The 22,636-nt window shown below is 72.1% G+C and carries 17 protein-coding genes; 7 read left to right on the forward strand and 10 right to left on the reverse strand.

Features of this window, described 5'->3' with window-relative positions; translation table 11 throughout:
• Positions 1-180 precede the first annotated feature (180 nt).
• The 4 genes from Q0W60_RS12120 to Q0W60_RS12135 all read left to right on the forward strand — a co-directional run bounded on the left by Q0W60_RS12120 (position 181) and on the right by Q0W60_RS12135 (position 4,631).
• Positions 181-384, forward strand: a complete 204-nt coding sequence (locus Q0W60_RS12120; RefSeq protein WP_297695917.1) for a hypothetical protein — start codon at positions 181-183, stop codon at positions 382-384.
• Positions 385-536: 152 nt separating this feature from the next.
• Positions 537-3,116 (forward strand): polar localization protein TipN, encoded by a 2,580-nt coding sequence (locus tag Q0W60_RS12125; RefSeq protein ID WP_297695919.1) that lies wholly within the window; start codon positions 537-539, stop codon positions 3,114-3,116.
• Between the two features lie 9 nt (positions 3,117-3,125).
• Complete coding sequence (gene dgcA / locus Q0W60_RS12130) at positions 3,126-4,109, forward strand: N-acetyl-D-Glu racemase DgcA (protein WP_297695921.1); 984 nt, start codon at positions 3,126-3,128, stop codon at positions 4,107-4,109.
• A 99-nt stretch (positions 4,110-4,208) separates the two neighbouring features.
• Positions 4,209-4,631 (forward strand): DUF4112 domain-containing protein, encoded by a 423-nt coding sequence (locus Q0W60_RS12135; RefSeq protein ID WP_297695923.1) that lies wholly within the window; start codon positions 4,209-4,211, stop codon positions 4,629-4,631.
• Here the strand turns inward: Q0W60_RS12135 and Q0W60_RS12140 are convergent.
• The 10 genes from Q0W60_RS12140 to Q0W60_RS12185 form a co-directional block, all read right to left on the reverse strand.
• Positions 4,628-5,092 carry a PEP-utilizing enzyme gene (locus Q0W60_RS12140; protein ID WP_297695925.1) on the reverse strand — a complete coding sequence of 155 codons (465 nt, stop codon included), beginning with the start codon at positions 5,090-5,092 and terminating at the stop codon, positions 4,628-4,630. The two genes, Q0W60_RS12135 and Q0W60_RS12140, sit on opposite strands and share 4 nt — an antisense overlap.
• A gap of 120 nt (positions 5,093-5,212) precedes the next feature.
• Positions 5,213-9,238, reverse strand: coding sequence for a glycogen debranching protein GlgX (gene glgX / locus Q0W60_RS12145; RefSeq protein WP_297695927.1), 4,026 nt, complete (start codon positions 9,236-9,238; stop codon positions 5,213-5,215).
• Positions 9,239-9,241: 3 nt separating this feature from the next.
• Positions 9,242-10,699 (reverse strand): glycogen synthase GlgA, encoded by a 1,458-nt coding sequence (gene glgA, locus Q0W60_RS12150; protein WP_297695929.1) that lies wholly within the window; start codon positions 10,697-10,699, stop codon positions 9,242-9,244.
• Positions 10,696-11,973, reverse strand: coding sequence for a glucose-1-phosphate adenylyltransferase (glgC, locus tag Q0W60_RS12155; protein ID WP_297695931.1), 1,278 nt, complete (start codon positions 11,971-11,973; stop codon positions 10,696-10,698). The genes glgA and glgC overlap by 4 nt, the downstream gene beginning before the upstream one ends.
• A gap of 27 nt (positions 11,974-12,000) precedes the next feature.
• Positions 12,001-14,220 (reverse strand): 1,4-alpha-glucan branching protein GlgB, encoded by a 2,220-nt coding sequence (gene glgB / locus Q0W60_RS12160; protein WP_297695933.1) that lies wholly within the window; start codon positions 14,218-14,220, stop codon positions 12,001-12,003.
• Complete coding sequence (locus Q0W60_RS12165) at positions 14,217-16,694, reverse strand: glycogen/starch/alpha-glucan phosphorylase (protein ID WP_297695935.1); 2,478 nt, start codon at positions 16,692-16,694, stop codon at positions 14,217-14,219. The genes glgB and Q0W60_RS12165 overlap by 4 nt, the downstream gene beginning before the upstream one ends.
• Positions 16,695-16,831: 137 nt before the next feature.
• Positions 16,832-17,125 (reverse strand): hypothetical protein, encoded by a 294-nt coding sequence (locus tag Q0W60_RS12170; protein WP_297695937.1) that lies wholly within the window; start codon positions 17,123-17,125, stop codon positions 16,832-16,834.
• A 285-nt stretch (positions 17,126-17,410) separates the two neighbouring features.
• Positions 17,411-17,617, reverse strand: coding sequence for a hypothetical protein (locus Q0W60_RS12175; protein WP_297695939.1), 207 nt, complete (start codon positions 17,615-17,617; stop codon positions 17,411-17,413).
• 160 nt (positions 17,618-17,777) lie between these two features.
• The gene (locus Q0W60_RS12180) at positions 17,778-18,389 is read right to left on the reverse strand and encodes a DUF882 domain-containing protein (RefSeq protein WP_297695941.1); all 612 of its coding nucleotides are present in this window, start codon (positions 18,387-18,389) and stop codon (positions 17,778-17,780) included.
• 82 nt (positions 18,390-18,471) lie between these two features.
• The gene (locus Q0W60_RS12185; protein ID WP_297695943.1) at positions 18,472-19,956 is read right to left on the reverse strand and encodes a L,D-transpeptidase family protein; all 1,485 of its coding nucleotides are present in this window, start codon (positions 19,954-19,956) and stop codon (positions 18,472-18,474) included.
• 117 nt (positions 19,957-20,073) lie between these two features.
• Between Q0W60_RS12185 and Q0W60_RS12190 the strand changes: the two genes are divergently transcribed.
• The 3 genes from Q0W60_RS12190 to Q0W60_RS12200 all read left to right on the forward strand — a co-directional run bounded on the left by Q0W60_RS12190 (position 20,074) and on the right by Q0W60_RS12200 (position 22,633).
• Positions 20,074-20,343, forward strand: a complete 270-nt coding sequence (locus tag Q0W60_RS12190) for a hypothetical protein (protein WP_297695945.1) — start codon at positions 20,074-20,076, stop codon at positions 20,341-20,343.
• A gap of 171 nt (positions 20,344-20,514) precedes the next feature.
• On the forward strand, positions 20,515-21,819 hold the full coding sequence (locus Q0W60_RS12195) for a family 1 glycosylhydrolase (protein ID WP_297695947.1): 1,305 nt from the start codon (positions 20,515-20,517) through the stop codon (positions 21,817-21,819).
• Positions 21,820-21,913: 94 nt separating this feature from the next.
• The gene (locus Q0W60_RS12200; protein WP_297695949.1) at positions 21,914-22,633 is read left to right on the forward strand and encodes a gluconate 2-dehydrogenase subunit 3 family protein; all 720 of its coding nucleotides are present in this window, start codon (positions 21,914-21,916) and stop codon (positions 22,631-22,633) included.
• The last annotated feature ends 3 nt before the right edge of the window (positions 22,634-22,636 follow it).

The raw sequence follows: 22,636 nt of genomic DNA on the forward strand, positions 1-22,636 counted from the left end.
GCCTGCCGAGCCGGCGGCCAAGCCGGCGGATGGCGGGCCGCCTGCGTCGCAGCCGCCGCCGAAGTCCTGAGGCGAAGCGGCCGAACATTGCGAAAATTTCACGCAAGGCTCCGTCGCGGCCTGGTCAGGCTTGTCGTATAACGGCGGTCGGCGGATTCGCGCGAGCCAGGGGAGGCTGCGGTGTCGACGTTCACGGGTATCGTCGCCTCGGTGGTGGTGCACTCCTCGGCCGCCGCGCTGTCGCACTTCGGCCTGGTGCTGGAGCCGACGATCGTGGAGCCGCCGCCCTCGCCCGAGCGCGTCGTGGTCCGCAGCAAGCCCGCGCAGCAGAAGATCGCCGATCGCCCCGAAGCGCGGGCCCATCCGCGCGTCGAGAAGACCTGAGCGGACCTTACGTCGCGGCGACACGGCGCCGCCGGCTTGCGCAGCACGGCTGTTTGCGGGCCTGATCTGTATTAGGTTGAGGCTCGAGATGAGCGGCGCGAGGCGGGGCGGCCGCGCCCCGGCGATGCGCCCAGGTCTTGGGAAAGGCGCGTATGAAGACCGACAGCCGGCATCGGCCAATGGATTTCGGGGCCTCCCCGACGGCGGAAGCGCCCGCCGCCGAGGCGGCCGAGGCGCCGGCCCTGGAGGCGCTCGCGACCGAGCCGGACCCGCCGCTTGAGCCGCCGCCGTCCTGGGCCAGGCTCGCGCCGGCCCAGCCGCGCCTGCCGGCGCGCACGCCGGAGGCCGAACCCGCCGCGCCGGCCGCGGGCGCGGACCATCCCGTGCCGGACGGCTGGCCCATCTACCTCACCGCGCTGGCGATCTCAGTGCTCTGGGCGCTGGCCCCGATCGCCTTCGCGCTCGGCTACCGGGCGCATGTCGCGCCGCTGCAGTTCGAGCCGTTCGCGCTGGTGGTTTTCGCATTGTTGGCGATCGGCCCGGCCGCGTTCGTCTGGGGCGCCGCCTACATGATCCGCCAGGGCCAGATGCTCGCCGCCGAGAGCCGGCGCGCCAAGGCCATGGCCGAGGAGATGCTCAGTCCGGCGCTGGTCGCCGCGGCGCGGGCCGGTGAGGTGGCGCAGGGCGTGCGCGAGGAGATCGCCCGCGCCGGCCAGGCCGCGGACGAGGCGCGCGAGACCCTGCAGGCGCTGCGCGAAGCCCTGGCGCTGGAGACCCAGCAGCTCGCCGAGACCGCCGAGCAGTCGGCCCGCACCGCCGGGGAAATGGCCGGCCAGCTGGCCCAGGAGCGCCGCGAGATGGGCGAGCTCTCCTCGGTGCTCGACGCCCAGGCCGCCCGGGTCGCCGACGGCATCAAGGACAAGGCGCGCATGGTGGCCGAGGCGGCCGAGCTCGCCGACGCGCAGCTCCGCGAAGCCGACACCCAGCTCGCCGCCCGCGCTGCGGACCTCGCGGCGGCCGCCTCCGAGGCGAGCGGGGCGGCGCGCACTGCCGGCGAGGACCTGGTGCGCCACATCGCCCGGCTGGAGACCGCCGGCGCCGGCGTCGCCGAACAGGTGAGGGCGGTGGAGGGCGGCCTGAGCGACCAGCGGGCGGCGCTCGCGGCGCTGGCCGCGGCTCTGCGCGACGATCAACAGGCGTTCGCCGAGCAGGCGCAGGGGCATGCCGGCACGCTCTCCGAGTTCATCGGCCAGGCGCGGCTTTCGGCCGTCGAGATGACCGACCGGGCCGCCAGGGGCGGCGAGGCGCTGAAGCAGCTGATGGCTGACGCGGCGCTGCAGTTGCGCGACGTGGCCGAGCTCGCCCGGGCCGAGCGCGAGGAGTTCGGCCACTCGACGCTGCAATCGCTGGAGGCGGTGGCCGTGGCCGCGAGCGAGCAGCGCCGGCAACTGGAGGCGCAGACCGCCGACGCCATCGAGGCGCTCGCCCGCGCCGCCGAGGAGACCCGCGAAGCCGCCGCCAGGCACGCCGCCGCAGCCCGCGAGCAGGTGGACCAGCTCTCGGAAGCCGCCTTCACGGCCGGCCAGAAGGCTAATCAGGTGTTCGAGGCGCGGCTCGAGGAAGCCCGCGCGCTGATCGATCAGTCGTCGAAGATGGTCGAGGAAGCGGGCGCGATCACGGCGAGCAAGCTCGACGAGGGCGCCGCCGCGGCGCGGGCGTCGCTCGCGGAGCTCGCGGCCCTGGTGGCCGAAATCGAGTCCCGCGCCCAGCAGCTGCCCGCCAGCGCCCGGGCGCAGTCCGAAGACGTCCGCGTCGCCGTGCTGCAGGGCATGGAGGACCTGATGACCGCCGCCCGCCGCACGGCCGAGGAGGCGCAGGCGATCGACCTCGCCTTCCAGGAGCGCGTGCGCCGCAACTTCGAGATGCTGAGCGAGGCGGTGCGGCTGATGGGAACCGCCGCCGCGGCCGCGCCCGCGCCGCGCCCTCTCGCCGCCGCGCCCGAACCGTCCGAACCGCCGCCAGCGCCCGCCGCGCCGCCGCGGGCCAGAACGATCTCGGGCCGTCTTCCACGCGCGGCCGCCGCGTCACAGCCCGCCGCCGCGGCCCCGCCGCCGGTTGCGCCGCCGGAGCCCGAGCTCGAGCTCGACGACATCATGGAGCCCGCCGCGTCCGCCGCGGCGGAGGCCGGCGCGATGGCCGAGACGCTGGCGCTGCGCCCGCGCTTGAAGCTCACGCCCACCGCCACGGACGAGGAGTTCAGTCAGGTCTTCGAGGCGGCGGGGGGGCCGCCGGGGGCCGAAGCCGAGGCTCCCGACGGCGAGGCCTGGACCTGGAAGGACCTGCTGGCCTCGATCGACGGGGCGGAGGCCGAGGGCGAGCGGCTGCAGGACCTGCTGGGCGCGGAGTTCGCCCGCCTCGGGATCGAGCCGGAGACGCTTCTGCCCGCGCCGCGGATCGACGAGATCGCGGCGGCCGTGCAGACCGGCGACCACGACGGCGCGCGCCAGGTGGTCAAGCGCCTCGCCCCGGCCGCGGCGCGCCGCATCGCCCGCCGGCTCGCCGGCGACGACAAACTGCGCCGCAATGCGCAGACCTACATCCGCCGCTATCAGACCCTCCTGCAGGACGCAGCCGTGCGCGATCCGGAAGGCTTCCTGACCGCCAGCACGCTCGCCGAGCCGGCGGGTCGCCTCTATCTGCTGCTCGATGCGGGGGCCGGGGAGCCAGGCTAGGCGAACCCGGTGGCGCTCGAGCTCTCCGCCCGCGCCGAGAGATGGCCGCTGCGGGCGCCGTTCGTGATCTCCCGCGGGGCGAAGAGCGAGGCCGAGGTGGTGGTCGCCGAGATCGCCGATCCGCCGCACCGCGGCCGGGGCGAGGCGACGCCCTACGCCCGTTACGGCGAAAGCGTCGAAGACGTGCTCGACCAGATCGAGGACGCGAGGGCCGCGATCTGCTCCGGGGCCGATCGCGGGGCGCTGCAGCGCCTGCTGCCGCCCGGGGCCGCGCGCAATGCGCTGGATTGCGCGCTCTGGGACCTGGAGGCCAAGCGGACCGGCGCGCGGGCCTGGGCGCTCGCCGGACGCGCCCGGCTCGATCCCGTGAAGACCTGCTTCACCGTCAGCCTCGGATCGCCCGCGGAGATGGCGGCGGCGGCCCGCCGAGAAGCGCGCCGCCCGATGTTGAAGCTGAAGATCGGCGCGGCCGACGACCTGGAGGCGGTCGCCGCCGTCCGCGTGGCCGCCCCGCGCGCGCGGCTGATCGTCGACGCCAACGAGGCGCTGGGCTTCGAGGAGCTCCGCCGCCTCGCCCCCGAGCTCGCTCGCCTGAATGTCGAGCTGCTGGAGCAGCCGCTGCCGGCCGGCGAGGACGCGGCCCTCGAGGGCTATGCCAGTCCCGTGCCGCTCTGCGCCGACGAGAGCCTGCACACCCGCGCCGAACTGGCCGCCTGCGCACGGCGCTATGCGGTCGCCAACGTCAAGCTCGACAAGGCCGGCGGCCTGACCGAGGCCCTGGCGCTCGCCGAGGCCGCCAAGGCGCTGGGGGTCCAGCTGATGGTGGGCTCGATGGTCGCGACCTCGCTGGGAGTCGCCCCGGCGCTGATCCCGGCCCAGGGCGCGGCGTTCGTCGACCTCGACGGGCCTCTGCTGCTGGCGCGCGACCGCGAGCCCGGGCTCTGCGTCCTCGGCTCGATCATCGAGCCCCCGCCGCGGGAGCTTTGGGGGTAGGCCGCGCGCGGTCAGGACGCTGCGCCCAAGGCGGCGCTGGCGTGCGCTGCGATCGACCCTATGTCAGCGGACGAGGGCGTCGCTGGAGAGCTTTGGCCGATGATCGACACCGACCGCGAGACGGCGCACCGCGCCTGGCGCATCGCCGAGCGGGTGAAGCGCCTGTCCGACGACCTGATCCCCCTGGGCCCGTTCGGCCTCGGCCTCGACGGCGTGCTGGCCTGGGTTCCGGGCGCCAACGTGCTCTACAGCGTGGGCGCGGGCGGCGTGCTGATCTATGCCGGGATCATCGGGGGGGCCTCGGGCTTCACCCTGGCCCGCATGGGCCTCTATCTCGCCGCCAACAGCGCCATGGCCGAAGTCCCGATCATCGGCTGGGCCATGGACACCCTGTTCCGCGGCCACTTCATGGCCGCCCGTGCGCTGCAGAAGGACATCGAACGCCGGTTCGGCCCCTCCGAGGCGCCGGAGGCGTGGGGCCGTCGCCGCGAACGGCGCGAGACCGTGCGCGTGCTGAGCTAGCCGCGCGGGTCGGTGGGCCAGGACCGCTCGCGGCCGCCCGCCGCGGCGGGCGAGAGCTCCTGGTAGAGCCGGCCGACGCCACCCTCGCCGACCGCAAGCGTGACGGTCGCGCCGCTCCACAGCGGCGAGGCGCCGCCGCCGGCGGCGACCACCGCCGGGATCTCGAACTTCCTGGCGATCGCCTCGGCGTGGCAGAGCGGGCCGACGTCGTTGACCACGATCCCGCCGGCGTGGGCCAGGCCCGCTTCCCAGGCCGGCCCGGTCGCTTCGGCCATGACGATCTCGCCGGGCCGGATGAGGGCGAGCTGGTCCGGGCGGGAGACGTACCTCGCGACGCCGGTGACGCTCGCCTCGCCGACGCCTGCGCCGACCGCCAGCAGGCGCGATCCCGGGCGGTCGCCGCCCAGGCCCGGGCCGAAGGCGGGAACGCGGCGGCTTTCCGTCAGATGATCGAGGGGCATGGCGCACATCTCCTGAGCAGCGGGAGAGCGGAGCGACGGGCCCGGCCGCAGGGCGGGCGAGCCGGCACGATATTACTCCAAGCCCGAGGGTGCGTCTCTGTCCAGCAGCCGTTTCGGCGATCAGCCCGCGGGCCGGGCCGCGCGCACCGCTTCGAGGATCCGGCGCGAGCGCGGCGTGCGCCCCAGCGCCTCCAGCGGGACGCCGATCCGGCGGCGCCAATTGGGCCGCTCGCGGTCGGTGCCGGGCACGTTCTGGCCGACGCGCTCGCCGGCGAGGTCCTCGACCTGGATCGCGATCAGCTGGCTCTCCGCCAGGGCCAGGAAGCCGTGCACGGCGGCGGCGAGAGCCTCGTCGTAGGGCGCCTCGGGGTCCCAGGGCCCGGCGAGGCCGGCCGTGGTCATGGCCTCGATCAGGGCGGCCTTCTCGGCGCGCCGTTCTTCCTGGGCCGCGGGCAGGTCTTCGGCCGGCAGCAGGCCCAGCGCCGCACGTTCGGCGAGGTCGGCGCCGTCCCACCAGCCGGCGAGCGGCGGCAGGTCGTGGGTGGCGGCGCAGGCGAGCGCCTTGGCGCGATAGGCCTCCGGCGGCCGGAACGCGTCCCCGTCGCGCTCGAACGGCAGCACGCTGTAGCCATAGACCCGCGCCGCGGCGAGCCGCGGGCGCAGGCCCTCGGGCACGGCGCCCAGGTCCTCGCCGATGACCAGGCAGCCGGCGCGACAGCTCTCCAGCGCGAGCACGCCCAGGAGGTCGTCGAGGGGGTAGCTGACGTAGGCTCCGTCGGCGCCCTCGGCGCCCTCGGGCGCCCAGAACAGCCGCTGCAGGCCCAGGATGTGATCGATGCGCAGCGCCCCGGCGTGGCGCATGTTGGCGGCCAGGAGCTCGGCGAAGCCGCGGTAGCCCTCGGCGGCCCAGGCCTGCGGGATCGGCGGCGGCAGCGCCCAGACCTGGCCCTGCGGCGCGAAGGCGTCGGGCGGGGCGCCGATCGAGGCGGCGCGGGCCCAGCGCGCCGGCTCAGCCCAGACCTCCGCCCCGTCCCCGGCGGCGCCGACGGCGAGATCGCGGCAGAGGCCGAGGCCCGGGACGCGGGCGGCCGCGGCCCCGAGCTGGCGCTCGGCTTCGAACTGCAGCCGCTGGTGGAAGCCGATCCGCGCCGCGTGGGCCTTGGCGAAGCGGGCGCTTTCGCGGCTATGCGGATCGCGCAGCCCGGGGGGCCACGCCGGCCAGGGCCGGCCGGGATGGGCCTCGGCGATCGCCTGGAACAGCGCGAAGCGGGCGAGCGCCGCGCCGCCTTTGCGGACGAAGGCCCCGAAACCATCGGGCTCGACCTGGCCCGCCAGCGCCGCCTCCAGCGCCTGCGACCTGGCGGCCCAGACCGCCGGCCCGTCGATCAGCTCGCCCTCGGCGTAGGCCGGGTCGCGCGCGCCCAGCGCGCCGGCGTCAATGTAGATCGGATCGAGGAATCGGCGATCGGAGGGGTGGTAGGGGCTGGCGCGCGTGCGGTCGCCGGGGAACAGCATGTGCAGGGGGTTGATCGCCACCAGGCTGGCGCCCTCGCGATCGGCGACCCTGGCGAAGGCGGCGAGCGCCGCCAGATCGCCGAACCCCTGATCGTCCTCGCCCCGCAAGGCGTAGAGCTGGGCGGAGAGCCCGAACAGCCGCGCGCCGGCGGCCAGGCCCGCGGGCTCGAAGGCGGTCTTCGGCGCGACGATCAGCGAGCCTTCGGCGTGATCGAGCCGCAGGGCGTAGCGGCCAGCCGGCAGGTCTGGCAGTGACGCGCGGCCGTCCTCGACCGGCAGGCGGCGGACCTCGCCGGCCTCGTCGGTCAGCGTGAGCCAGCGTTCCGCCGAGCGGACTTCGATGGCGGCCGCCTCGCCGGCGCGCACGACCTGGCCGGCGGGGAGGGCGGCGCGGCCGGGCGCGGCCAGCCGCCAGAGGCTGTCCCGGGCCTCGTCCAGCCCGCCGGCGGGGAACCCCATCGCAGCCAGCAGCGCGCGCTGCGTCTGCGCCGTGACCGGCCGCTGCCGGCGGTCGAGGCCCCCCCAGCTGGGCGCGACGCCGGCCGCGTCGGCCACGCGGGCGACCAGCGCATCGTCCGCCGTGCGGGGCGTCCGGCGCGGGTCGAGCGTCTCGGCGAGCAGGACCACGGAGCGCGCGGCGACCGAAAGCGTCGCGGCCCGTGTTTCGCCCTGGCGCGCCGGGTCGGCGCTGTCGAGGACGATCCGCCAGCCGCCGCGCGCCCGCAGCTCCGGCAGCCGCGCGTCCACGGGATCGTCGCCGCGATTGACGATCAGCGCCACGCGATCCAGCCCGTCGCCGTCCGGCGCGCTCAGCACCATCTGCAGGACCTGGCCCTCGGGGTCGTCCCACTCGGCGGCGCTCAGGGCTTCGCCCGCCGCCTCGCCCCAGGCCACGTCGGGGACCGGCCCGGCGAGCGCCTCGCCGGTCAGGAAGGCGTCGCGGCGGAGCGCCGGATGCTCGGCCCGGGCCCGGACCAGCCGCCCGAGAAAATCTGCGAGATCGCCGTCTTGCGCGGCCCAGTCGATCCAGCTGGTGGCGTTGTCCTGGGCGTAGGCGTTGTTGTTGCCGCCCTGGCTGTGGCCGAGCTCCGAGCCCATCGCGATCATCGGCGTGCCGCGCGCCAGGAGGGTGAGCGCCAGCAGCGCCCGCTGGTCGGCCAGGCGGCGGGCCTTGATGGCGGGATCGTCGCTAGGTCCTTCGACGCCGTCGTTCCACGACCAGTTGGCGTCGGCGCCGTCGCGGCCCGCCTCGCCGTTCGCCTGGTTGTGCTTGGCCGCGTAGCTCACCAGGTCGGCGAGGGTGAAGCCGTCGTGGGCGGTGACGAAATTGACGCTGCGCGAAGGCCGCCGCTTCGCCCCGAAGGCGTCCTGCGAGCCCGCCAGCCGGGCGGCGAGCGCGCCCCGCGAGGCGCCATGGCCGCCCCAGAACCGCCGGACGGTGTCGCGGAAGCGGTCGTTCCACTCGCCGAACGCGGCCGGGAAGCGGCCCAGCTGGTGGCCGCCCGGGCCCACATCCCAGGGCTCGGCGATCAGCTTCAGCGCGCGCAGCTCCGGATCCTGGGCGATGGCGGCGATCAGCGGCGCGGCGGGATCGAAGGCCTCGCCGCGGCGGCCGAGCACGGTGGCGAGATCGAGCCGGAACCCCGCGACGCCGGAGAGCCGCGCCCAGGTCCGCAGCGCCTCGGTGACCAGACGCACGGTCTGCGGCGCCTCGCAGCGCAGGGTGTTGCCGGTGCCGGCTTCGTCCAGGTAGCGGCTCGGATCGGCGGGATCGAGCCGATAGAATCCCGGATTGTCGAGGCCTCGGAGCGACAGCGTCGGGCCGCGCGCGTCGCCCTCGCCGGTGTGGTTGAAGACCACGTCCTGGATGACCTCGATCCCGGCTTGCGCCAGGGCGGCGACGGCGGCCCGCACCTCCGGCCAGCCGCCGGGCGCCAGCCGCGCGTCGGGGACCGTGAAGGCGAGCGGGTTGTAGCCCCAGTAGTTGGAAAGCCCGAGCGGCGGCAGGTGGCGCTCGTCGATCCAGGCGGCGGCCGGGAGCAGCTCGAGCGTGGTGATCCCGAGCGCGCTCAGGTGCTCGATGACGGCCGGATGGGCGAGGGCTGCGAAGGCGCCGCGGATCGCCTCGGGGACCTTGGGATGCAGCTTCGTCAGGCCGCGGACGTGCGCCTCGTAGATGACGGTCCGCTCCCAGGGGACTGTCGACGCCGGCCGTGATGGGGGCGCGGGCGGCGCCGTGACCAGGGCCTTCGGCGCGACCGGGGCGCTGTCGATCCCCGCCTCGGGCGGTGCGAACAGGGCCGGATCAAGCCGGAACGGCGCATCGAGCGACCGCGCATAGGGATCGACCAGCAGCTTGGTCGGATCGAAGCGCAGGCCGCGCGCCGGATCGAACGGGCCGTGGGCGCGAAGCCCATAGCGGGCGCCGGGGCGCACGCCCTCCAGATGGCCGTGGAACACCTCGCCGGTGCGCTCGGCCAGGCGGATGCGGCGCTCGCGGCCCTCGCCGTCGAACAGGCAGAGGTCGATCGCGCTGGCGGTGGCGGAGGGGACGGCGATGTTGATCCCACCGGCGGTCGGCGTGACCCCGAGCGGCTCAGGCGATCCGGCCGTCAGGCGCCCCAGCTTCACCGCCTAGCCCTCGCGCTCGCGCACCAGATCGGCGAACAGCTTCGCGTAGGCCCGGGCGGGCTTGGCCCAGGAGACGTCGCAGGCCATGCCGGCGAGCTGCAGCTTCCGCCAGGTGCGCGGCTTGCGATAGAGGCCGACGGCGCGTCGGAGCGCCAGCTCCAGCGCGGTCGCCTCGACGGGGGCGAACTGCACGCCGGTGGCGGCGCCGGTCGACATCGCCATGGGGCTGGCGTCGATCACCGTATCCGCCAGCCCGCCGACCCGGGCGACGACCGGCACGGCCCCGTAGCGCAGGGCGCAGAGCTGGGTCAGGCCGCAGGGCTCGAAGCGCGACGGGACGACGACGGCGTCGGCGCCGGCCTGGATCTGGTGGGCCAGGGCCTCGTCGTAGGCGAACTCGCAGCCGACGCGGTCCGGATGCCGGCGCATGGCGGCGATGAGGCCCGCCTCCAGGGCCGCGTCGCCGGAGCCCAGCAGGGCGAACTGGGCGCCCTCGGCGGACAGCGCCGGGATGGCCTGCATCAAGAGGTCGAGACCCTTCTGCCAGGAGAGCCGGCTGATCACCCCGAACAAGGGCGCCTTGGCGTCCGGCGCGAGGCCCAGGCGCTGCTGCAGGGCGAGCTTGTCGGCGGCGCGGGCGGACAGGTCCTTGGGCGTGTAGCGCACCGCGATCAGCGGATCGGCGGCCGGGTCCCAGACCTCGGTGTCGACCGCGTTGAGGATGCCGCAGAGCCGGTCGGCGCGGCCGCGCAGCAGGCCGTCCATGCCCATGCCGCCCTGCGGCGTGCAGATCTCCCTCGCGTAGGTGGGCGAGACGGTGGTGATCCGGTCGGCCAGCCTGACGCCCGCCTTCAGGAAGCCGATCGCGCCGTAATACTCCACGCCATCCGGCGTGAACGATTCCGGGGGCAGGCCGAGCGCCGGCAGCAGGGCGCGGTCGAACTGGCCCTGGAAGGCGAGGTTGTGGATGGTGCAGACGACGCCCGGCCGCGGTCCGCCGTCGTAGGTGAGATAGGCCGCCGTCAGTCCGGTCTGCCAGTCGTGGATGTGCACGACGTCGGGGCGATAGCGGGCGCTGAAGCCCTGGGCCAGGCTCGCGGCCATGCGCGAGAGGGCGGCGAAGCGGATGGCGTTGTCGGCGAAGTCGCGTCCGGCCGCATCCGCGTAGGGGCCGCCGTCGCGACGGTAGAGGTGCGGCGCGACCAGCACGAAGAGCTCCAGCCCGCCGGCCTTGGCGCTGACCAGCTTGGCCGGCCCCCCGAACCAGTCGGGCAGGTCGCGGACCGTGCGGCCGCCCTCGATCGCGGCGAGCACGGCGGGGTAGCCCGGGATCAGCGTGCGCACCCGCACGCCCAGCGGCGCGAGCGCCTTGGGCAGCGCGCCCGCGACGTCGGCCAGTCCGCCGGTCTTGACCAAGGGGAACAGCTCGGAGGTGACCGCCAGGACCTCGATGCGGCTCACGAGTTGCTCAGCCGATCGATCATCTTCTGGGTGATCAGGCAGACGCCGCCTTCGCTCCGCCGGAAGCGCCGGGCGTCCTCCTCCGGATCCTCGCCGACCACCAGGCCTTCTGGGATCGCCACGCCGCGGTCGACGATCACGTTCCGAAGCCGCACGCGCCGCCCGATGGTGACGTCGGGCATGATCACCCCGAGCTCGACCTGCGAGTAGGAGTTGATCCTCACCCGGCTGAACAGCAGCGATCGCCAGATCGTCGAGCCGGAGATCACGCAGCCGCCCGCCACCAGCGAGGAGGTGGCCCCGCCGCGGCGGCCCTGCTCGTCGTGCACGAACTTCGCCGGGGCGTTCATCTCGCTGTAGGTCCAGATCGGCCAGGAGTGGTCGTAGAGGTCGAGGTCCGGCACCACCTCCGTCAGGTCGACGTTGGCGGCGAAGTAGCTGTCGATGGTGCCCACGTCGCGCCAGTAGGGCGGGGCCTCCGGCGAGGGGCGGATCGCCGAGCGGCTGAATGGGTGGGCGACCGCCTTGGCCTCCTTGACGAGCCTGGGGATGATGTCGCGGCCGAAGTCGTGCGCGGAGGTCGCGTCGGCGGCGTCGCGGGCCAGCACGTCCATCAGATAGCCGGTGTCGAAGACGTAGATCCCCATGCTGGCGAGCGCCATGTCCGGGCGGCCGGGCATCGGCGGGGGATCGGCCGGCTTCTCCACGAAGTCGAGGATCCTGTCGTGCTCGTCGACCGCCATGACGCCGAAGCCGGTGGCCTCCATGCGCGGCACCTCGAGGCAGCCCACGGTGACGTCGGCGCCCTGCTCGACGTGCTGCTGGAGCATGAGCTCGTAGTCCATCTTGTAGATGTGGTCGCCCGCCAGCACGACGATGAAGCGGGTCTCGTAGCTGCGGATGATGTCGCCGTTCTGGAACACCGCATCGGCGGTGCCCTGGTACCACTGGTCGGAGACCCGCTGGCTGGCCGGCAGGATGTCGAAGGTCTCGTTGCGTTCGGGCCGGAAGAAGTTCCAGCCGCGCTGCATGTGGCGGATCAGGCTGTGGGCGCGGTACTGGGTGGCGACGGCGATCCGTCGGATGCCGGAGTTCAGCGCGTTGGACAGTGCGAAATCGATGATCCGGAACTTGCCGCCGAAATAGACCGCGGGCTTGGCGCGGACGTCGGTCATCTCCAGGAGCCGCGAGCCGCGGCCGCCGGCCAGCACATAGGCCATCGCCTGGCGCGACAGCGTCGAGCTGACGCCCGGCGGCGCAGCGAGCTCGTTCATGCCGCGCCCCGCGCCGGGCAGGCAGGCTCAGGCGCTCGCGCCATCGGGCTCATACCGGAAATAGACCGCGGCGAGCGGCGGAAGCACAATCTCCGCGCTGGCGGGAAAGCCGTGCGAGGGCGTCTCATGGGCGTGCGTCCCCCCGAGGTTGCCGAGGCCTGATCCGCCATAGACCTCGGCGTCAGAGTTGAACACCTCCCGCCACCAGCCGGCGTGCGGCAGGCCGAGGCGGTACGGCCGGCGGGGCTCGGGGGTGAAGTTGCAGATCACCGCCACCGGCGGATCGCCGGGCGCTCCGAAACGCAGCCAGGCGGCGACCGACTGGGCCTCGTCGTCGACCACGATCCAGCGGAAGCCCTCGGCCTCGCCGTCGCGGGCGTGCAGCGCCGGGGTCTCGCGATAGAGGCGGTTGAGGTCACCGACCACCCGCTGCAGCCCCTGGTGCGGCGCATGCTGCAGCAGGTCCCAGTCGAGTTCCTGGTTGAAGTTCCACTCCGCCCACTGGCCGAACTCCTGGCCCATGAACATCAGCTTCTTGCCGGGATAGCCCCACATGAAGCCGTAGTAGGCGCGCGCGTTTGCGAACTTCTGCCAGTCATCGCCCGGCATGCGCGACAGGATCGAGCCCTTGCCGTGCACCACCTCGTCATGGCTGAGCGGCAGCACGAAGTTCTCCGAGAAGGCGTAGATCAGGCCGAAGGTGAGCTGGCGGTGGTGGTGGCGGCGATAGACCGGGTCCTTGGAGACGTACTCCAGGGTGTCGTTCATCCACCCCATGTTCCACTTGAAGCCGAAGCCCAAGCCGCCCTCGTCGACCGGGCGTGAGACGCCGGGCCAGGTGGTGGATTCCTCGGCGATCATCAGCGCCCCGGGATGGGCGGCGTGCACGATGGTGTTGAGGCTCTTCAGGAACGCCTCGGCTTCCAGGTTCTCGCGGCCGCCGCGGACGTTCGGGGCCCACTCGCCCGGCCGGCGCGAATAGTCGAGGTGGAGCATGGACGCGACCGCATCGACGCGGAGGCCATCCACGTGGAACACCTCCAGCCAGTAGAGCGCGTTGGCCAGGAGGAAGTTCATCACTTCACGGCGGCCGAAATCGAAGATCGCGGTGTTCCAGTCGGGGTGGAAGCCGCGGCGGGTGTCGGCGTCTTCGTAGAGCGGCGTGCCGTCGAACCGGTAAAGCCCGTGGGCGTCGGTCGGGAAGTGCGCCGCCGGCCAGTCGAGGATCACGCCCAGCCCCGCGCGGTGGGCGGCGTCGACGAAGCGGGCGAAGCCGTCCGGGTCGCCGAACCGGCGGGTCGGAGCATAGAGCCCGACCGGCTGGTAGCCCCAGGACGCGTCGAGCGGATGCTCCGAGACCGGCAGCAGCTCCAGGTGCGTGAAGCCGAGGCCTGCGGCGTAGGGGATCAGCGTCTCGGCGAGCCGCTCGTAGCTCAGGAAGCCGCCGTCCTCGGCGCGCCGCCAGGAGCCGAGGTGGGCTTCGTAGATCGAGACCGGCCGGCGGTAGGCCCCCGGCGTCCGGTGGGTTTCGAGATAAGCGGCGTCGGTCCAGTCGAAATCGTCGACCCTGGCCACGCGCGAGTCGGTGGCGGGTCGTAGCTCGGCGGAGGCCCCGAACGGATCGGCCTTCAGCGGCAGGAGCTCGCCGTTCGGCCCGATGATCTCGTACTTGTAGCAGCAGCCCTCGCCGAGCTCGGGGACGAAGATCTCCCAGACGCCGGAATCGATCCGCTTGCGCATCTGCGCCCGCCGGCCGTCCCAGCGGTTGAAGTCCCCGACCACCGAGACGCGGACGGCGTGCGGCGCCCAGACCGCGAAGTGGACGCCGGTTGCGCCCTCGTGCTCGCGGATGTGCGCGCCCAGCCGCTCCCACAGCCGCCGATGCTGACCTTCCACCAGCAGGTGGTCGTCGAGCGGCCCCAGCACCGGGCCGAACCGGTAAGGGTCGTCGAAGCTCCATTCGGCCTCGGCGTTGGCCGCCCGCAGCCGGTAGGGCATGCGCCGCTTGCGGGGCGCAAAACCCTCGAACAGGCCGGCCGGGTGGCGGAGCTCGAGCGGCGTCAGCCGCCGGCCGGCGGGCGTGCTCGCGTCCATCCGCTGAGCCCCGGGTGCGAAGGCGCGGATGGCGAGGCCCCCGGTCAGCTCATGCGGCCCCAGCACCGCGAACGGGTCGGAGTGTCGGCCTTCGACGATCGCCGCGACGTCGCCGTCGGAGAGACGCCAGTCGGGGGCCGACCCGGCGCTCAAGTCTCCAGCACCGGAATGTTCCAGATCTCCTCGGCGTAGGCGCGGATGGTCCGGTCCGAGGAGAAGAAGCCCATGTGGGCGGTGTTGAGGATCGCCGAGCGCCACCAGGCCCGGGGATCGCGCCAGCGGTCGGCGACCTGTCGCTGGGTGGCGGCATAGGATTCGAAGTCGCCCAGCACCAGGAAATGGTCGTGCAGCATCAGCCCGTCGAGCAGGTCTCGGTAGAGATCCGGCGCGCCCGGGGAGAAGGCGCCTTCCCCCACCTGCGCCAGCACCTGCTGCAGGGCCGGCGAGCGGGCGACGATCTGCTCGGTCCCGAAGCCTTCGCGCCGGCGCTGCTCGACCTCCTGCGCGGTCAGGCCGAAGATGAAGATGTTGTCGTCGCCGACCCGCTCCTTGATCTCCACGTTGGCCCCGTCGAGCGTGCCGATGGTCAGCGCGCCGTTCAGCGCAAGCTTCATGTTGCCGGTGCCCGAGGCTTCCATGCCGGCGGTGGAGATCTGCTCGGAGAGGTCGGAGGCCGGGATCACCGCCTCCGCCAGCGAGACGTTGTAGTTGGGCAGGAACACGACCTTCAGAAGGCCGCGCAGGGTCGGGTCGTCGTTGACCGCCTGCGCCACGTCGCTGATCAGCTTTATGCTGAGCTTGGCGTTGTGGTAGCTGGCCGCCGCCTTGCCGGCGAAGATCTTCACCCTGGGCGTCCAGTTGCGCGTCGGCTGGGCGCGCATGGCGTCGTAGAGCGCCACCGTCTCCAGGATGTTGAGCAGCTGACGCTTGTACTCGTGGATGCGCTTGATCTGGGTGTCGAACATCGCGTCCGGGTCGACCTTGATCCCCAGATGACGGTGGATGTAGCCGGCGAGCTTGACCTTGTGGCCGCGGCGGATGGCGCGGAAGCGGTCCTGGACGGCGTCGTCATCGGCGAATTTGGCGAAGTCGGCCAGCACGCCGGTGTCGTCGAGCACCTTCGCGCCCACCGTGTCGACAAGCAGCTCGGTCAGCCCCGGGTTGGCCTCCATCAGCCAGCGCCGGAAGGTGATGCCGTTGGTCTCGTTGACGATCCGGTCCGGATAGATGCGGTTCAGCGCCGAGAACACCGTCTCGCGCATCAGCTCGGTGTGCAGCGCCGAGACGCCGTTGATCTTGTGCGACCCCACGAAGCTGAGCCAGGCCATCCGCACCTGTCGGGGCCCAGACTCCTCGATCAGCGACACGGCGCCGACGTCGTTTTCGGAGAGCTTGCCGGCAGCCTTCAACTCGTCGAGGTGACGGGCGTTCATCAGGTAGATGATCTGCATGTGCCGGGGCAGCATGCGTTCCATCAAAGGCACCGACCAATGCTCGAGCGCTTCGGGCAGCAGAGTGTGATTGGTGTAGCTGAAGGTCTGCCCCGTGATCTTCCAGGCCTCCTCCCAGGCCATGCCGTGCACGTCGATCAGCAGCCGCATCAGCTCGGGGATGGCGATCGCCGGATGCGTGTCGTTGAGCTGGATGGCGACCTGTTCGTGCAGGTTCGCGAGCTCGCCGTGCTGGCGGATGTGGCGATGCAGGATGTCCTGCAGCGCTGCGGACGAAAAGAAGTACTCCTGGCGAAGGCGAAGCTCCTGGCCCTCGGGACTGTCGTCGGCCGGATAGAGCACCTGCGAGATGATCGCCGCGCGCGACTGCGAGGCCAGCGCGCCCAGGTGGTCGCCGCGGTTGAAGGCGTCGAGGCGCAGCGGATCGGGCGCGCGCGCCGACCAGAGCCTCAGCGTGTTCACGTGGCGTCCCCGCCAGCCCACCATGGGGGTGTCGTAGGCCAGCGCCTCGACCGTTTCGGCCGGCAGCCAGTGGTGGCTGACCTTGCCGTCGGGGCCCTCCTTGGCTTCCACCGCGCCGCCGAAGCCGATGTGATACAGCACCTCCGGCCGCTCGAATTCCCACGGGTTGCCGGCCGCCAGCCAGGTTTCCGGCAGCTCGGACTGCCAGCCGTCCTTGATCTTCTGGCGGAACATGCCGTGGTCGTAGCGGATGCCGTAGCCATAGGCGGCGATGCCCAGCGTCGCCATGCTCTCCATGAAGCAGGCGGCGAGGCGCCCAAGGCCGCCGTTGCCCAGCGCCGCGTCCGGCTCGATCTCGCGCAGCGCCTCCAGGTCGACGCCGAGCTCGGCCAGCGCCTTGCGCATGGTCTCCACCAGGCCCAGCGCATTGAGGCTGTCGAGCAGCAGCCGCCCGATCAGGAACTCGACCGAGAGGTAGTAAACCCGCTTGCGCTTCTCGTTGTAGATCGCCCGCGTCGAGGGGAACCAGGCGTCCACGATCCGGTCGCGCACGGTGAGCGCCGCGGCCATGAACCAGTCGTGCTCGCTGGCCACCATCGGATCCTTGCCGATGGCGTAGGCGAGCTTGGCGAGCACCGCCCGGCGCAGCGCCGCCACGTCATGGTCCTCGGCCGGCAGCGCGATCCTGACGGCCACGTCCGGCGAAGCGCTCATGAGGCTAAACTGATCTCCTCAGGCCAGATGCGGCCCGGCGCCGCCTGGGCGCGGGCGTCCGGCCCGGGCGCGCGGCCTGCCCGTCAAGTGGCTCAGCGCAGGGCCCGGCGCAAGCCGGAATGGCCGTCAGGCGCGGCTCAATAGGCGGCGGCGCTTTCGCGCTCCTCGCCCCGGCGCTCCGGCCAGCGCGCCGGCTCCACCTGCAGCAGGATGTGCGAGAAGTCGACGGCTGAGGCGTCGATCAGCCAGCCGAACTCCGCATCGCCCTTGTGCCGGCTGCGGCGGATCCATTTCTGGCCCTTCGGCGGCGGGGCCGCCGGCAGGTGCTCGCTCAGGCGCACCTCGTACACCCGCGCGGTGGCGTAGCAGCGCCAGCTGAAGCGACGACCATTGTGTTCGTAGGATCCGCCGTAGGCCTGGAATGCGGACATGAACTGTCTCCCGAAGGCCGAGATCTTGCCGACGAAGATGAGCGGGAACTTCGCCCCCCCTCGCGGCAGTTTTGACCCTTCGCGCCTATGTTTGTTCCGACGGCGCAGCGCCTGCCGCCCATTTGAGCGTCGACAGCGTATTTCGTATGCGCCCGTCCCGGTTTGACCGGAATCAAGAAGTGGCGGTCGCCGAACGACAGGACCCCAGAGTCAGGACCGGATTGAGGGCCTATCAGGCCCATTTTGTGGCGTTTGAGGCGCCGCGGTCAGCGCGCCCGCGAGGCGCTAGAGGCTGCGGCCGTTCAGCCAGCTGGTGACGTAGGCGTGCGCCTGGCGCGCCAGCGTCGGCGGGCCCGAGAAGTAGAAGTCGCTGCCGAACAGCCGCTTGCGTTCGCGCCAGGCGAGATCGCCCATGTCCTCGGTCTGCAACAGCGCCCGCAGCTTGGCGCGCTTGGCCTTGGGCACGAAGGCGACGTAGGTGGCCTCGGACACGAATCATCCCTCGAAAAGCGAAGCAGTCCCTCGCCGGCTACAAAGCCAGAGCTGAGCCGTTCGCAGCAGATGGCGCGATGACGCACGGCCCGCGGCAGGGCCGCGCAGCGGCGTCAATTCGGCTCGGGATGGGAGCTCGGCCGGCGCGGGCGAGAAGGGCCTAGACGCCTTGCCAGGCGCGCACGCGGGCGACGTCCACGTGGACGAAGTCGGAGACCGGATAGAAGCCGACGCCGCCGGCCTTGAGGCTCAGCGCGGCATTGTGCAGGTGGGCCAGCTCGACGCCCTCGACGCGGATGTCCGAGGCCTTGCCCAGCATGTGCTGGCTGTGGCTCGCCACGCCCTCGGAGCGGGCGTGCAGCATGGCGTTGGTCTCGGGCGAGCGGTAGCCGGAGATGATCTGGAACGGCTGGCCGCTCTCGAGCTTGGCGTTCAGATTATGCAGCAGGTCGAAGAGCTTGGGGTCCATGAAGTGCTCTTCGCCGTTGCGCCAGTCGCGCAGCGCGTGCTGGGCGGCGGCCAACGCGTCCGGCACATAGACGCCGTTCTCCCAATAGGCCTCGTTGAACAGGTCGCCGGTGTGCAGGTTGTGCAGCGAGACCCGGCGCACGTCGGACGCCGCGGCGGCCAGCGCCCGGGTCTGGTCGGTCTGGACGGCCGGCGCGGCCAGCGGCGAGCGCTTCAGGATGGCGCTTTCGAGCACCGAGGGGACCGCCAGGGCGGCGGCGGCCGCCCCGAAACCGAACAGGACCTGACGGCGGGCTGCTTGCATGCGGACTCCCGGACTAGCACGGCCGGAGGGCCGCGAGGCTCAAATAACTCTGGATGCCAACTGAGAGCGCGGGCCGCGAAGATCAAGCGCGGCTGGCTCCTGATGCGTCAAGCTGTCGCAAGAGCTCCTGGTCCCAGCCGTAGATGTCGTCGCGGAACGAGACCTGGTTCCCCTGCACGAAGGCCGTCCAGTAGAAGATCTCCACCGGGATGCGCTGCGGCAGGTTGACGTTCTGGGTCTCCGTCCCGCTGAGCGCCTCATCGAGCTTCTCCGGCGGCCAGCCCAGTTCGTGGCCGAGCAGGAACTGCGCCAGCTCGACGGCGTGCTGCAGGCGCACGCAGCCGTGGCTCACCGAGCGCTGCGCCTGGTTGAACGCCGCCTTCGCCGGCGTGTCGTGCAGGTAGATCGAATAGCCGTTATCGAACATGAATTTGACGCGGCCGAGCGCATTGTCCGGCCCCGGCTGCTGGACCAGCCGGCCGTTCTCGGTCGTGAAATGGTGCGCGGCGAAGTAGCCGGGGACCGACTTCTCCTTCGGATAGAGTTCCTCCTGGGCGATGGAGTCCGGCACGTTCCAGGTCGGATTGAGCACCACCGTGTGGATCGCCGAGGCGACGATCGGCGTCTCGTCGCCGGGCTTGCCGGCCGCCGCCAGCATGTGCAGGGCCGGCTGGCCGTCCCACCAGAGGTCGAAGGTCCCGGCGACGCTGTTCACCTCGATGCGGGTGGGGGCCGGCGTCCGCGGGGCCCAGCGCCAGCGCTCCAGGTTGGCGCGGATCTGCGCCGCGCGGGCGATCGCGGGCACGTTGAGGGCGGCCAGGGTCGCGTCATCGACCACGCCGGTCGGTTTCAGCCCGTGCCGGTCCTGGAAGCGGGCGACCGCGTGGGCGAGCGCGGCGTCGAACGGCGCGGCGGCCTTTCGCTGATCGCCGGCCGCCTGGGCGATCGTGCTGTCCTCGAAGGCGAGGCGCTGGCGCAGCGCCTGGACGCGGACGTCGCGGCTGCCGAGCCGCAGGGCCGGGCCGGGCGGCACGGGCTGCCAGCCGCCGTTCTGGGCGAGCTTCAGGTAGGTGAGATAGCCCTGCCGTAGCATCTCGTAGCGGGGATCGGACGGCGGCAGCGAGGCCAGCCACGGCTGCAGCCGGTTCTGGGCCAGCGCCGCATGGAACTCGCCGGCCGCGTCGTACTTCGCCGGCCGCATGCCCCAGTTCGTATCCATCTGCGACTTCGAGAGCCCCAGGCCGTGCTGAGCGCGGGCATAGGCGATGATCTCGCCGGTCAGCCGCGCCTGCGCCGCCGCGCGCCTGCCGCTGTCATCGGAGTTGAGGTCGCCCTCGAGACCGGCGGTCGGGAAATGCGCCGGCGAGAACCCCTGGCTCGGCGCATCGGCGAGCGTCTTCAGGATCAGCGTCGTCTGTTCGTGCTGCAGCGGAGCCTCCGCCGTGGCGGGCGGGCCGCCGCGGTCGCAGGCCGCCAGCGGCAATCCCGCGGCCAGCGCCAACGCCGACAGCCAAAGCCTCACCCGCGCGCCGGCGCCTCGCGCCCGGCGCGGTTCATCCAAGCTCATCCGCAATCACTCTCGTCGTGTCACCTGGGACCACAACGCAGGCGGCCGAGGTTGGTTGTGCCGCCGCCCGCCGGTGCGGTTTGCGTCGGCGGCGGAAACGTTGGAAGGTGGCTGGCAATGGAACAGCGCTTCGCCGTGCGCGCCGACGGGCCGGGTTTCTCCGTGTGGGACCGCGAGGCGGGCGAGCCTGCGATCATCGCCGGCCTGAGCCAGACGGGCCTGTCGCGCGACGACGCCGACCACACCGCGGCCCTGCTGAACTCCCGGAACGAGACCGCCGGCCGCGGGGCCGCCGAGCTCGCCGAAGCGTCGGACCGGGCGCGGGCGCACCGACGCGGATCGTCGCCGCTGCGCCGCCGGCCGCGTCCGAACGGCTCGCGAGCCTGAGGGAGCCGGACAGCGCCGTCGCCGGCGCTTGCATCCGCCGACATATCGTAGCACGATGCTTATGGTTCTCTTTGTCGGGCGTCGCTCGGGGCGGGCGGGATCGATTTCCCGCCCGCCCCGTTTGTTTGCGCCTCGGGGGCCAAGAGCAGGACTGCACGCGAGCGCCCCAGAATGTTCACCTTCGCCTTCGCCACCGGCATCGAGAACAGCAATCCCACCATCGACGGCGGCAAGCACCGCATGGACGAGCTGGAGAAGTGCGGCTTCTACAAGCACTGGAAGACGGATTTCGCGCTGGTGCAGCAGCTGGGCCTGAGATTCCTGCGCTACGGCCCGCCGTTGCACCGCACCTGGCTCGGCGACGGCAAGTACGACTGGGGCTTCGCCGATGAGACCTTCGCCGACCTGAAGGCGAAGAACATCCTGCCGATCGTCGACCTCTGCCACTTCGGCGTGCCGGACTGGGTCGGCGACTTCCAGAACCCGGATTTCCCGAAGCTCTTCCGCCGCTATGCGAGCGACTTCGCCAAGCGGTTCGGGTGGGTGCAGCTCTACACCCCGGTCAACGAGATGTTCATCTGCGCCACCTTCTCCGCCCGCTGGGGCTGGTGGAACGAGCAGAAGACCGACGACCGCTCGTTCGTGACGGCGCTGAAGCACATCGTGCAGGCCAATGTGTCGGCCATGGAGGCGATCCTCGACGTCCGCCCCGACGCCCTCTTCGTGCAGAGCGAGTCCTCGGAGTACTTCCACGCGGACAGCCCCGAGGCGATCGGGCTCGCCGAGCGGTTCAACGCCCAGCGCTTCCTCTCGCTCGATCTCAACTACGGCCACCAGGTCGATGCCGACACCTACGTCTTCCTGATGGAGAACGGGATGACGGACGAGGAGTACGGCTACTTCATGAACCAGAACCTCCGCCACCACTGCGTGATGGGGAACGACTACTACCGGACCAACGAGCACCGGGTCTGGGCGGACGGCGCCACGACCGCCTCCGGCGAGGTGTTCGGCTACAACGAGATCACCCGCCAGTACCACGGCCGCTACGGCCTGCCGGTGATGCACACCGAGACCAACGTCGAGGAGGGGCCGAACGGCGACGAGGCGGTCTACTGGCTGTGGAAGGAGTGGGCCAATGTGCTTCGCATCCGCAACGCCGGCATCCCGGTCCTCGGCTTCACCTGGTACTCGCTCACCGACCAGGTCGACTGGGACACCGCCCTTCGCCAGGACAACGGCCGGGTCAATCCGCTCGGCCTCTACGACCTCGACCGCAATCCCAGGAAGGTGGGCGAGGCCTACAAGAAGCTGATCTCCAACTGGAGCCGGGTGCTGGCCGTGCAGAGCGCCTGCCTGACGCTGCCGGTGTTCATGCCCGACCAGCAGGGGGAGAACGTGGTCAAGGCCCAGGGCCAGACCGCGCGTGCGCTGCGCCTGCCCAAGACGAAGACCTCCAACCAGGCCCAGGCCTGAGGCTTCGACGCGCTGCACGGGAACGTGAACGGCGCGGCGGAACCCATCGTCAAACGATCTAGTCTTGCACGCATGGGAAGGACGGGGTGCGGAGATGCCTAGCCGCAAGCTCAGCCGAAGAGGCCTGCTGGCCGCAGCGGCCGGGCTTCCGGTCGCGCCCGCCGCCATCCGCGGCGGCGAACCCTGGCGCGAGGGCGCGGCCGACGCGCCGACGGCGGCGTCCGGCCGGGGCTACAGCTTCTTCACCGCACCCGAGGCCGCCTTTATCGAGGCGGCGGTCGCACGCCTGATCCCGAAGGACGAGCTCGGTCCCGGCGCGCTCGAGGTCGGCGTCGTCACCTTCATCGACCGCCAGCTCGCCGGCGAGTTCGGCCGCGGCGCCCGCTGGTACATGCAAGGCCCCTGGGGCGCGGGCGAGAAGACGCAAGGCTACCAGACGCGGCTCACGCCCGCCGGCGTCTACCGCGCGGCGATCGGCGCGATCGATGCGGCTGTCGCGCACGAGGGCAAGGCGGGGAGCTTCGCCAGGCTCGCCCTGGCCGACCAGGACGACCTCCTGCACCGGTTGGAGAAGGGCCAGCTGCAGCTCGCCGGCGTCGACGGCGTCACCTTCTTCGACATGCTACTGCAGAACACCCTGGAGGGCTTCTGGTCCGATCCCATCTATGGCGGCAATCGCGACATGGCGGGCTGGAAGCTGATCGGCTTTCCGGGCGCCCGCTACGATCAGACGCCGTTCGTCGGCCAGCACGGCAAGCCCTATCCCCTGCCCCCGGTGGGCCTGAAGGGCCGGCCGGCCTGGAACCGCAGCTAGGGG

It is taken from the genome of Phenylobacterium sp. (genome assembly GCF_025934275.1).
In the GTDB taxonomy this organism is placed as follows: Bacteria; Pseudomonadota; Alphaproteobacteria; order Caulobacterales; family Caulobacteraceae; genus Phenylobacterium.

Coding starts and splice junctions, on each gene's coding strand:
- Q0W60_RS12135 (WP_297695923.1), top strand. CDS start 4,209: ATGATCGACACCGACCGCGAGACGGCGCACCGCGCCTGGCGCATCGCC.
- Q0W60_RS12170 (WP_297695937.1), bottom strand. CDS start 17,125: ATGTCCGCATTCCAGGCCTACGGCGGATCCTACGAACACAATGGTCGT.
- Q0W60_RS12200 (WP_297695949.1), top strand. CDS start 21,914: ATGCCTAGCCGCAAGCTCAGCCGAAGAGGCCTGCTGGCCGCAGCGGCC.
- glgC (WP_297695931.1), bottom strand. CDS start 11,973: ATGAACGAGCTCGCTGCGCCGCCGGGCGTCAGCTCGACGCTGTCGCGC.
- Q0W60_RS12140 (WP_297695925.1), bottom strand. CDS start 5,092: ATGCCCCTCGATCATCTGACGGAAAGCCGCCGCGTTCCCGCCTTCGGC.
- Q0W60_RS12180 (WP_297695941.1), bottom strand. CDS start 18,389: ATGCAAGCAGCCCGCCGTCAGGTCCTGTTCGGTTTCGGGGCGGCCGCC.
- Q0W60_RS12185 (WP_297695943.1), bottom strand. CDS start 19,956: ATGAGCTTGGATGAACCGCGCCGGGCGCGAGGCGCCGGCGCGCGGGTG.
- Q0W60_RS12195 (WP_297695947.1), top strand. CDS start 20,515: ATGTTCACCTTCGCCTTCGCCACCGGCATCGAGAACAGCAATCCCACC.
- Q0W60_RS12165 (WP_297695935.1), bottom strand. CDS start 16,694: ATGAGCGCTTCGCCGGACGTGGCCGTCAGGATCGCGCTGCCGGCCGAG.
- Q0W60_RS12125 (WP_297695919.1), top strand. CDS start 537: ATGAAGACCGACAGCCGGCATCGGCCAATGGATTTCGGGGCCTCCCCG.
- Q0W60_RS12190 (WP_297695945.1), top strand. CDS start 20,074: ATGGAACAGCGCTTCGCCGTGCGCGCCGACGGGCCGGGTTTCTCCGTG.